We start from the raw sequence: 9,711 nt of genomic DNA, 5'->3' as shown, positions 1-9,711 counted from the left end.
TTTGCCTCCGGCTTCCTTCAGATTCCGCCTCGCGACGGACACCCTTGCCCTTGGCTACGGTAGGCGCTCGCCAGCCCCCGTTCAGGACTTTCACCCTAAAGATGACGCCCATGCTGGGCGTACTACTAAAAAGAGACTGAGTCATGGCTCAGTCTCTTTCGATTGAAAAATCGGATTACAGCAAGAAATCCGATTCACGTTTGTTCATTTCTTCCTTCAGCAGCGTGTACATTTTGGCCGCGTCTTCCTTACGGGTTGACTCGGACAGCAGTTCCACGCGGACGGTGACCAGCTTCTGTCCGAACTGAATCGTCAGCTCGTCGCCCACCTTCACCGCGCTGCTCGGTTTGGCTTCCCTTCCGTTAATCCAGACACGCCCTTGCTCGGATACGTCCTTGGCAACCGTACGGCGCTTAATTAAACGGGAGAGCTTAAGGAACTTGTCCAGCCGCATTACTTCACCGCTTCTTTAAGCTTGTTGCCTGCCTTGAAGGCTGGAACCTTGGATTCAGGGATGGTGATTTCTTTACCGGTTTGCGGGTTGCGGCCCGTACGTCCGGAACGTTTACGCGTTTCAAATGTGCCGAAGCCAATCAGCTGCACCTTGTCACCATTCGACAAAGCTTCTGTTACTTCGCCAAGGAAGTTGTTCAATACAGATTCTACGTCTTTTTTGGTCAGGCCGCTTTTTTCAGCGATGTTGTTGATCAAATCGGTTTTGTTCATGAGTAAATTATCCTCCTCTTTGAATGACGCTAAGCTTATGTATTCTTTGTTTACCTAGGAAATTCCTGCAAAGACGCCTATTTTTTTAGAACTTTTTTTGCTTCCTGCCACAGAGACTCCATTTCCTGCAAATCAGTTTGCTCAAATGTCTTACCCTTTAAACGTAAATTCGACTCAATATAGCCGAATCTGTCGAAAAATTTTCGGTTGGCGTCAGCCATGGCCTCTTCGGGATCGACCTTCAAAAACCGGGCAAGATTAACGACAGCAAACAGCAGATCGCCGAGCTCCTCCTGCTGCTCCGCTTTACCGAACCGGTCGATCGCTTCCTTCACTTCAGCAAGCTCCGACTCCACAATGGGCAGCACCTCTTCCAGGGTGCTCCAATCAAAGCCGACCGCGGCGGCCTTCTTCTGCAGCTTATACGCCTTCATCAGCCCCGGCAAATCCCGCGGCACACCGGATAGTACCGATTGTTCATCCGGATTTATGCCTTTGCTGCGCTTTTCTTCGTCTTTGATTTGCTGCCAGTTGCTGAGCGCTTCGTCCGCATCCTCCGCCTGCATGGAGCCGAATACGTGCGGATGGCGGCGGATCAGCTTTTCGTTTAACCCGGAAATGACATCGAATACGGTAAAGGAGCCGGCTTCCGCTTCCATTTGCGAATGCAGCATGATTTGCAGCAGCAAGTCCCCTAATTCCTCGCACATATGGTCCGGATCGTCGTCGTCGATCGTTTCCAATACTTCATAGGCTTCTTCAATCAGGTTTTTACGCAGCGTCTTGTGCGTTTGCTCGCGGTCCCACGGGCACCCTTCCGGGCTTCGCAGAATCTCAACGATTTCATGCAAACGGGCGAAGGTGCGGCTGCGCACATCGTCCCGATCGGTCCGGGGCACCCACACCAGCGACAAGTTGCCATAGCCTTCTACACGGTCGAGCTCATACAAGGGCACCTCATAAACGCGTTCCTCCCCTGTCACGCCAAGCGAATGGCCAACGGTAACCGGATAGTCGTCCGGATACAGCTCCATGAGCGTCAGCTTCACGTCGGATGCCGTATAAACATCATAGACTTGCCCGATCAAGGTGTGCAGCTGCGGGTTCAGGCTGCTTCCTTGAAGCGAAGTGCCGTCAAGCAGCTGGAAGCCTTCAATGGGGTCAAAGCCAAGCCTCAAGAAGGCCTGATCGAGAAAGCTCTCGCCGCCCATCAATCCGAGCAGTACGCCTTCGGCCGCACAGCGCTCGCGGAGCAGCTGAACGGTCCGCTCGGCGACCATAGGGTGGCCGGGAACGGCATACAGCACTTCTCCGGCGCCGGGGGCCTTCGCCCGCGCGAGCAGCGTGGAGGCGATGGTTTCGTAGACGGTATCGAACGTTTCGTGGGCTTCATATACGCCGTCGAACGTCTCATAGCGCAGCCTGTGGTGATCGAGCATCGAGACCATCGGATGCTCCCTGGTGCGCAGATACAGCGTTCCGGCAGCCGCGCCGGCGGATTCGAGCTTTCTCCATACGCCCAGCGTCAATTGATTCGGGTCGCCGGTTCCGAGGCCGACAACGGTAATTTGCGGTTGCGTGGACATGTCGCAAGCGCCTCCTTGATTTTGATGCGGCGCTCCGCTTAGCGGAGCAGCCGGAGTTTACGAAGCAGCGCCAGGGGCTTGCCCTTAAGCTTGGGCACCTGCGCCAGCTCGGCGGCCGACACCGCGCCCAGGCGCAGCAGCGCGAGCGCATAAGCCAGCGCGCCCACGGCGACGCCGCAAAGCGCGATGATCGCGGCCATGCCCCGTTCGGGCAGGGCCGCGGGCAGCCGCGCGAGAAGCGGCGGAGCGCCGTGCGTCACGGCCAGCAGGCCGAGCGTCATGAAGCCGATGGCCAGCATCGGCTTCATGACGGCGCGGCCGCCCAGGGCCGTGACGCCGGCGGCGCGCAGCGCATGCGCGAGCGCGAGGCCGCCGGCAAGCGCGTAGGCGGCTACCGCGGCGGCCGCGGCGCCGGCGATGCCGTAGCGCGGCACGAGCAGCAGGTTGGCCGCGATCTTCACTCCCGCGGCCAACAGCAGGTACAGCGCCGGCGCACGCACGGCGCCGAGCCCCTGCAGCACGCTGCCTGCTACAATATTGATCACCGAGAACAGCGCGGTGAACGATAGGATCGCCATCGCCGCCGTGCCTTCGGCGCTTTTGAAGAACATCACGTTCAGCGGCCGGGCCAGCATGGACAGCCCGACCGCGGCGGCCAGTCCGATCAGCCAGGTGAACCGCAGCGACATCGCCGCCCTGCTGCGCACCGCCTCCAGATCCCCCCGCTGTCTGGCTTCGGCCATCGCCGGAACCAGAGCCGCCGACATCGATGAAGCAATCATTGCTACCAGCTGCACCAAAGGCAGGCCATGATTATAAAGCCCGAATTGGTAAAGCGCCCCGGTTTCGTCATAGCCTGACATCTGAAGAAGCCTCGGAAGCGTGAAGGAATCCACGAGCGTCAATATAGGAACCGCAAGGGTACCAAGGCAGAGCGGTATCGCGTAGACGGCCAACCGCTTCGTCAGCGCCCAATCGCGCTTCCAATCCCAGCCTCCGCCCATGGCGGCACCCCTCACCACCTCCGGCCGATCCAAAGCCCCCCGGTCCCGCCGCCAAAAAAACAGCATGACGGCCAAACCCGCCATCGCTCCGGTCACCGAACCGAAGGTGGCGCCTGCGGCAATCCACTCCGGTCCACAGCCCAGACGCATAAGCACCAGCAGCAGGATCAGCATCGTGCCTACCCGAACCGCTTGTTCCGCCACCTGCGACCAGGCGGTCGGAACCATGTTTTGAAAGCCTTGATAATAACCCCGCAGGCAGGACATGACCGGTACGACCAGCAGCGCAAAAGATACACTTCGAATCGCCTCTGCGGTTTGCGGGGCGCCGATCCAGTCCCCGATCCTGCCGGCTCCGAAATACAACAGCAAAAAAAAGCCTATCCCTGTTCCCGTCAGGACAACCAAGGCCACACGAAGTACACGGCGCGCTTCGTCATAGCGTCGGTCGACCGCATACTCGGATACAAATTTCGAGATGACCAGCGGAAAACCGGCCGTCGCCAAAAACAAAATTAAAATATAGAGCGGATACACCGCGTTATAAATACCAAATACCGCATCGCCGGCCAAATTCTGCAGCGGAATCTTCTGTAAGGTTCCGATCAGCTTGGAAATGACGGCGGCAAGCCCTAACAAGGCAGCGCCTTTAAGCAGCGTGGAGGCCGCACGTCCGCCATCGGCCCGTCCCCCCAGCCCGGACGCCTTTTCCGTCCCCTTCCTTCCGATACTCTCCCTCTCCTTCATGCCGTACCGCCCTGAAGGCTTGGTTTAGCGGTCGTCTCAACGCCAACATTATACCTCACTTGCTGTCCTTTTTCCAAAAACCAAGCAAAAAAAGCTTCCCGAGATCCCTTCAAGAGATGCCGTCAGGAAGCCGCGCTTTTACTTTCTTGCGGCTTGACTTCAGCCGCCGCACCTTATTGTTCCATTTGTTTGGCAAGGAAGCCCGCTGCCGTTTCCGCCATTTTAAGCTCCATTTGACCCATCTTCACATTCTCTTCCTTGCTGACCAGAATCACCGCGCCAATCGGGTCTCCACCCGCCACAATCGGAGCAATCACATAAGAGCTGTAGGTTTCGATGATATCCTTGGAAATTTCATAAGATCCGCTGCCGCTTTCCATCGAGGCTTTGCGGTTTTCCATGCATTGTTCCACGAGAGAGCCGATCGGTTTATCCAGATATTCCTTTTTGGATCCGCCAGCCACTGCAATCATCGTATCGCGGTCCGAGATCATCGTGATATGGCCTGTACTTTCATATAATGATTCAGCGTATTCCTTGGCAAAATCCCCTAATTCACCAATCGGAGAGTATTTCTTTAAAATCACTTCTCCATCGCGGTCTACAAATATTTCGAGAGGATCCCCTTCCCGAATTCGCAGTGTCCGGCGAATCTCCTTCGGGATGACGACCCTGCCAAGATCGTCTATGCGACGAACGATTCCAGTTGCTTTCATAATTCTAGATGCCTCGCTTTCTTGAGAGTGAGATACAGACTGGACTCTATTTTATGCCAATGGAGGGAATTGAACTATCCATAGTATTCTTCGATTCCCAAGGGGTTATGCATGATGCTTGGTCCTGGCGGCCACCGGTTCATTATGTAAGAATTGCCGCCGCTGTTTACATTATGTCCAAAAAAATGAAAACAAAACAGGGCACCCTTACGGATACCCTGGTAATATCTACTTGCCGTTTTCTGTTTGTGGAGCGTCCTTCGGAGCGTCCGTTTGCGGAGCCTGCGTATCCGGGTTTTCTGCCGGTTTAGCCTCTTCCGGCTTAGGCAGCTTGTTCGTCTCGATGAGCCCGGGAAGCTCTTTTTCCATAAATTCATGCACCTTGTTTTGCGCCGCTTCCGAGCGCAATTCCGGCTTGACTTCTTCCAGCGTTTTGGTTTTGCGGGATTCGACTTTCATCACATGGTAACCGAATGACGTTTCTACCGGATTGCTGATTTGGCCGATCGGAAGCTCCGCAGCCGCCTGCTTAAATTCAGGCACCCATTGGGAAAGCGGCGCATCCTTGTAGGTACCGCCATTATCCTTGGAACCCGGATCATCCGAATATTCCTTGGCCAACGCAGCGAAGTCACCGCCCTTCGCCAGCTTGTCCTTCACTTCATTCGCCCGTTTTAGAGCCTCTTCCTTGGTGCGGGTTGCCTGACCTGTCGCCGGGTCATTAATGCCAATCAGAATATGGCTGACCGTAGCGATATCATAGGCGCTTTGGTCCTGAGCCAATCTCTGATCGTAAGCCGCTTGCAGATCCGCATCGGCGATCTTGCTTTCCTCCGACACGAACACTTGAATGCTCTTATGGACAAAATCATCCAAGTCCTGTTCCGTAATGTTGTTATCCTTGAGCAGCTTTTCCATGCCGCCTTCCTGCATGTTCATAAAGCCTTTGATTTGATCGAGCTGCTCCTTTGACTGCTTGTCGGCTTCCGCCTTGGCATTGTCATCGGCACGGGCCGCCAGGATCTTGAATGTCACCAATTGATTCATCATATCCTGTTGGAATGCCGGTTCGTCTTTGTACTGGGCATACTGCTGGTTGAAAAGCATATTGACGTTCAAAAATTTATCAAATTCCCCGCGTGTCACCTCGCCGCCGTCTTTATACGTGACGAGCACCTCTTCGGGACTGCCTGCCGGTGCCGCTGCCGAGTCGCTCTCGTCTTTCTTTCCGCATCCTGCCGCTACACCAATAATCAAGATAAGTGCGAAAAGAGCCAAAAGCCCTTTTTTCAGCGGGTTTCCTTTATTTTGCCACATCCTGCAGCTCTCCCTTCGATTTCAAAACACGCTTGTATTGTACCAGAAATCTTTCCAGCAAATCGATGGATTCTTCTGGTTTCAAGCCTTTGCCCTTTAGCTCAATTATGATTTGCTGTCCGCCGATCAGCTTGATCCGGTTCTCGAATTCACCTGACAATTGGAACAACTTCTGTCCGTCCAAATTGTCATTTTGTCCGGGGTCAAGCCTAAGCTCGTAATCCAAGCCTTTCTGCGAGATCGTCTCGATCGCATACATAGCTCCGTAGACCTTAAGCCGAGCCGCCTTAAGCAAATTGATTACTGCCTGCGGCAAATCGCCGAACCGGTCCACGAGTTCATCCTCCAGCTCCATCGCTTCATCCAAGGTTTGCACGGCCGCCACTTTTTTGTAAATTTCAATTTTCTGCACGCTGTCATAGATGTAATCGCCTGGAATATAGGCATCCAGCTGAATATCCAGCTGCGTGGACCAAACCTTTTCTTCCGGAGCCGCTTCGCCGCCCATTTCCTTCTTCCGCTTGTTGATTTCTTCTCCTAGCATTTGGGAATACAGGTCAAATCCGACCGATGCGATAAACCCGTGCTGCTCGGCACCGAGCAAATTACCGGCGCCGCGGATGGAAAGATCCCTCATGGCAATTTTAAACCCTGACCCCAGCTCTGTAAACTCCTTGATGGCCTGAAGCCGTTTTTCCGCCACCTCCGTGAGCACTTTATCCCGCTGATAAGTGAAGTAGGCGTAGGCGATCCGGTTGGAACGTCCGACCCGTCCGCGCAGCTGGTACAGCTGCGAAAGTCCCATCTTATCGGCATCATGGACAATAAGCGTGTTCACGTTCGGGATATCGACTCCGGTTTCAATAATGCTCGTGCTGACAAGCACGTCATATTCCCCGTCTAGAAAATCGAGGATGGTCTTCTCCAGCTCCTGCTCCGACATTTGGCCATGGGCTACCGTCACCCGCGCATCGGGAACCAGCATCGAGATTTGTTCCGCCATTTGGGTAATGCCCTGGACACGATTGAACAAATAGTAGACTTGGCCTTCGCGGGCAAGCTCCCGCTCAATCGCCTCCCTCACCAAAGCGGCGCTGTACTCTACCACATAGGTCTGTACCGGAAAGCGGTTCTCCGGCGGCGTCTCGATAACCGACAAGTCTCTTACCCCAAGCATGGACATATGAAGCGTGCGCGGAATCGGCGTCGCCGTCAAGGTCAGCACATCCACATTGGTTTTAAGACGCTTTAGCTTCTCCTTGTGCGAAACGCCGAAGCGCTGCTCCTCATCCACAATAAGCAGCCCCAAATCTTTGAATTGAACATCCTTGGACAACAGCCTGTGGGTGCCGATCACGACGTCAACGGTACCGTTCTTGATGCCCTTCATCGTCTCCGTTTGTTCCTTCTTGGAACGGAACCGGCTCAATACCTGAATGTTAAACGGAAACCCTGAGAAGCGCTCCCGGAACGTTTCATAATGCTGCTGGGCCAATATCGTTGTCGGCACCAAAACCGCCACCTGCTTCCCGTCGATCGCGGCCTTGAACGCTGCCCGGATAGCCACCTCCGTCTTGCCGTAGCCGACATCGCCGCACAGCAGCCGATCCATCGGACGCGGCTTTTCCATATCCTTTTTAATCTCCTGGATGGCTCGGAGCTGGTCTGTCGTCTCCTCGTAAGGGAACATCCCTTCGAACTCCTGCTGATAGGCGCTGTCTTTATTGAACCCGTACCCCGGAGTCGCCTGACGCTCGGCATAAAGCTTGATGAGATCATCCGCAATATCCTGCACGGACGCCCGCGCCTTGCTCTTCACCCGGTTCCAGTCGGTCCCGCCCAGCTTATACACTTTGGGCTCTTTGCCTTCCTCGGCCCCTACGTACTTCTGAACGTGATCGATTTGGTCGATCGGTACCGACAGCTTATCGCCGCCGGCATACATAATGTGTAAATAATCTTTATGAATCCCGCCTACCTCAAGCGTTCCGATGCCCACGAATTTCCCGATCCCGTGGTTGACATGAACGACATAATCGCCCACCTTAAGCTCTTGGTAGCTTTTGATGCGTTCGGCATTCTCAATCTTTTTGTCCACCTTGCGGGCTTTGCGCTGCTTTTGGGTGAACATCTCACCTTCGGTAATCACGACGAGATGAATGCCGGGCAGTTCAAAACCCGTCTGCAGGCTTCCGTCTACAATCTGCGGCTCTTCGATATGATAATCGGCCAGCACCCGCTTGATCCGCTCCACCCGTTCGGCCCCGCTGGCCACCATCATCACCTGGGCGCCGGATTTTTTCCAGCGTTCCATCTCGCTTTTGAGCAGGTTCATTTGGCCATGGAAATTTTGCATCAGCCGGCACATGAAATTAACGATGTTCTGCGGCGTCACCTGCGGTACTTGCCGCAGAAAAAGCGACATGTACAGCGTCGGAGAAGCTGTACGGAGAAGCAGCGACTCATAAGGCTTGGACAGGACCAAAGCCGGTATGCATTTGCCTTCCTGCAGCGAGGAGGTCATCCATTCGGCCTCGTCTTTTTCCAGCTGCCTGGCTGTCTCTAACAACCGTGAAGGTTCGTCAATAATTACAATCGAATCCTTCGGCATATAATCGAGCAGCGTTTGCCGTTCCGGAAACAGAAGGGAGACATATTTGAATATCCCTTGAAAGTGCTGTCCTTCCCGAAGCTGCTCGATTTCGTGTCCCATGCCTTCAAGCAGCTTGTCTTTGGCGGCACGGTCGGACATTTTGCCGATTTGCTCTTGAAGCAGCTCATAGGCATGCTGCGCTGCCGATTGTAATCGGTTACGATCAACCACGATTTCCCGGCAAGGCAAAATGGTCAGTTCGTTCACTTTCTCGATGGACCGTTGGTCTCCCGCGTCAAACGAACGGATCGAGTCGACTTCGATATCGAACAGCTCGATCCGATACGGATGAGGCGATGTAATAGGATAGAAGTCGAGAATCCCTCCGCGGACGCTCATTTCTCCCTTATTTTCAACCCGCTCCACGCGTTCATAGCCCAGCTCGACCATGCGGCTTACCAATTGGTCCAGTTCCACGGTCTGACCGACTTCGATGCGGAATTGCCCCTGGATAATGGATTCCCGGCTTGGAAGCAGTCTGCGCATGCCTGCATAAGGCACAACTACAATACCGCGAAAATCTCCAGCCAGACGGGATAGCGCATCCACGCGCTGCGCAAGCATCTCGGGGCTTGCAATCGCGGCTTCAGCTGCAAGCAGCTCTTGGGCCGGGAACAAAAGCACCCGGTCGCTAGGAAGCAGCTCGGCTAAATCTTCGAACATTTTTTGCGCAGAAAACATATTGTGCGTCACGACAAATAAAGGCTGCTCCAGCTCCTCATAAAGCGAAGCGAGCATGACCTGACGCGAAGAACCGGTTAACCCGGCGATTAACTGCTCCCTCATCCCCGTGCGAATACCGGCAACCACGGATTGAAAATCAAGATCCGCGGCGAACGCCCGAATTAAAGCCTGCAAAACAGGACACCCCTCTCAACCGCGTAACACTAAAAAGCCTACAGCACACTTGCTTTAGGCCCGATCGACGTACTTCATGCCGGATAGCCAGAACGCAAAACCCC

The 9,711-nt window shown here is 54.6% G+C and carries 7 protein-coding genes; all 7 read right to left on the bottom strand.

Annotated elements, in window-relative coordinates; genetic code table 11:
• Positions 1-175: 175 nt before the first annotated feature.
• The 7 genes from ACZYR9_RS24270 to mfd all read right to left on the bottom strand — a co-directional run bounded on the left by ACZYR9_RS24270 (position 176) and on the right by mfd (position 9,607).
• Positions 176-454 (bottom strand): RNA-binding S4 domain-containing protein, encoded by a 279-nt coding sequence (locus ACZYR9_RS24270; RefSeq protein WP_488980990.1) that lies wholly within the window; start codon positions 452-454, stop codon positions 176-178.
• Entirely contained in the window at positions 454-726 is a 273-nt protein-coding gene (locus ACZYR9_RS24265) for an HU family DNA-binding protein (RefSeq protein ID WP_488980989.1), read from the bottom strand. The genes ACZYR9_RS24270 and ACZYR9_RS24265 overlap by 1 nt, the downstream gene beginning before the upstream one ends.
• Before the next feature lie 77 nt (positions 727-803).
• Positions 804-2,312, bottom strand: a complete 1,509-nt coding sequence (gene yabN / locus ACZYR9_RS24260; protein ID WP_488980988.1) for a bifunctional methyltransferase/pyrophosphohydrolase YabN — start codon at positions 2,310-2,312, stop codon at positions 804-806.
• 38 nt (positions 2,313-2,350) lie between these two features.
• On the bottom strand, positions 2,351-4,063 hold the full coding sequence (locus ACZYR9_RS24255) for a polysaccharide biosynthesis protein (RefSeq protein WP_488980987.1): 1,713 nt from the start codon (positions 4,061-4,063) through the stop codon (positions 2,351-2,353).
• 173 nt (positions 4,064-4,236) lie between these two features.
• A complete protein-coding gene (gene spoVT, locus ACZYR9_RS24250) occupies positions 4,237-4,779 on the bottom strand; it encodes a stage V sporulation protein T (protein ID WP_488980986.1) in 543 nt (180 codons plus the stop codon).
• A gap of 228 nt (positions 4,780-5,007) precedes the next feature.
• Positions 5,008-6,096: a peptidylprolyl isomerase gene (locus ACZYR9_RS24245; protein ID WP_488980985.1), complete on the bottom strand. Its 1,089-nt coding sequence runs from the start codon at positions 6,094-6,096 to the stop codon at positions 5,008-5,010.
• Positions 6,083-9,607 carry a transcription-repair coupling factor gene (gene mfd, locus ACZYR9_RS24240; protein ID WP_488980984.1) on the bottom strand — a complete coding sequence of 1,175 codons (3,525 nt, stop codon included), beginning with the start codon at positions 9,605-9,607 and terminating at the stop codon, positions 6,083-6,085. The genes ACZYR9_RS24245 and mfd overlap by 14 nt, the downstream gene beginning before the upstream one ends.
• Positions 9,608-9,711: the final 104 nt, after the last annotated feature.

The organism is Paenibacillus sp. F024, from assembly GCF_057814255.1.
This window is presented reverse-complemented; position numbering and strand designations above follow the sequence as displayed.

What these genes read in the sequence shown, in the direction of transcription:
- ACZYR9_RS24255 (WP_488980987.1), bottom strand. Translation starts at nt 4,063, where the DNA reads ATGAAGGAGAGGGAGAGTATCGGAAGGAAGGGGACGGAAAAGGCGTCC.
- ACZYR9_RS24265 (WP_488980989.1), bottom strand. Translation starts at nt 726, where the DNA reads ATGAACAAAACCGATTTGATCAACAACATCGCTGAAAAAAGCGGCCTG.
- ACZYR9_RS24270 (WP_488980990.1), bottom strand. Translation starts at nt 454, where the DNA reads ATGCGGCTGGACAAGTTCCTTAAGCTCTCCCGTTTAATTAAGCGCCGT.
- spoVT (WP_488980986.1), bottom strand. Translation starts at nt 4,779, where the DNA reads ATGAAAGCAACTGGAATCGTTCGTCGCATAGACGATCTTGGCAGGGTC.
- yabN (WP_488980988.1), bottom strand. Translation starts at nt 2,312, where the DNA reads ATGTCCACGCAACCGCAAATTACCGTTGTCGGCCTCGGAACCGGCGAC.
- ACZYR9_RS24245 (WP_488980985.1), bottom strand. Translation starts at nt 6,096, where the DNA reads ATGTGGCAAAATAAAGGAAACCCGCTGAAAAAAGGGCTTTTGGCTCTT.